Origin of the sequence: Amphritea pacifica, assembly GCF_016924145.1 — a bacterium.
Classification (GTDB): Bacteria; Pseudomonadota; Gammaproteobacteria; order Pseudomonadales; family Balneatricaceae; genus Amphritea; species Amphritea pacifica.
In genome coordinates, this window is sequence record NZ_JAFFZO010000084.1 from 1 (window position 1) to 1,049 (window position 1,049).

At 41.8% G+C, this 1,049-nt stretch carries 1 protein-coding gene; it reads right to left on the bottom strand.

The annotated features are described in order from the left end of the window. Nucleotides 1-305 precede the first annotated feature (305 nt). Complete coding sequence (locus tag JW499_RS21485; RefSeq protein WP_205212499.1) at nucleotides 306-470, bottom strand: hypothetical protein; 165 nt, start codon at nucleotides 468-470, stop codon at nucleotides 306-308. Nucleotides 471-1,049: the final 579 nt, after the last annotated feature.

The following is a 1,049-nucleotide window of genomic DNA, read 5'->3' on the forward strand; positions in this document are numbered from 1 at the left end:
GGTTGCAACTGATGCGACCGCAAGGCATACATATCGCCACCGTTATCGGCCATAGCACGCGTATTGAAGACTACCTGAAGCGGCACCAACAACGGCATATCGCCGGAGCAACCCAGCTGAAACGACTCTTACAATAGCAATCTATACCAACTATTCAGACAGACAAGCAACCTACTCATAGGCGATGGAATACGTTTGTTTGTCAGGCAAGGATATTCAGGATACAGCTCGCTATCAGCAAGAATCTATAAATAAAACAGCCATATGGGTCGGTTGATAGAAGCATATCTGGCCCTGATTTAGAGTCATTTATTTTGATTCAGAATATGCCTGTCCCTTTGCTTTACTTTTGCTTCTATTTTTTGCTTCTTTGTTACCAATAAGCTTCGAATAACATCAGTACTCACCAATCCATTTAAATGAACGTGAAGCTCACCTTTTTTCATTAGTTGAATTTCATTTTTATTCATCGGCAATCACTTGGAATTCGAATAATTCAGAGCAGCTAACAGCTAAATATACGACAGTGGATTTGGAGAAATACGACACGTTGTCGTATATCACCGCTTCTTGTCAGATCACAAAAACCAGATAACCTTCTGAATTTTAAAAGATTGTACGTAAATTTTACTGTTTGGAAACACGACAGTTTGTCGTATATCTGCAGAAATACGACAGAATGACCATTAATAAGATTTCTTCTCACTCTGACTCCCTGAGCTGAGGTGTTGTTACCCCTTGACTGATCAATAGTTACATAGAAAACGATAGGATAAAAGGGCATTGGGGCATTGCTCTAAAGATCTTCACTTTATCTAACCCACGCCCCTAGCGACACCCTGTTTTTGACGCTCGAGCGACGAGCAAGTCACGCTTTGTGTGACATTCTAACCACTAGCCACTAGCCAGCGGCGCAGCCGCGATCTAGTGTAGTGTTGCATTCTGTTTAGAGCTTAAGCGACTGTTGGCACGAATAACTTTTTCCAAAATGTCTCGGGCACTTTTAGTCCAAATAAATGGCTTCGGATTGCTGTTATGATGGGCAATGT

Bases quoted from the DNA above. Each gene is read 5' to 3' on its own strand.
- JW499_RS21485 (WP_205212499.1), bottom strand. From the start codon at position 470: ATGAATAAAAATGAAATTCAACTAATGAAAAAAGGTGAGCTTCACGTT.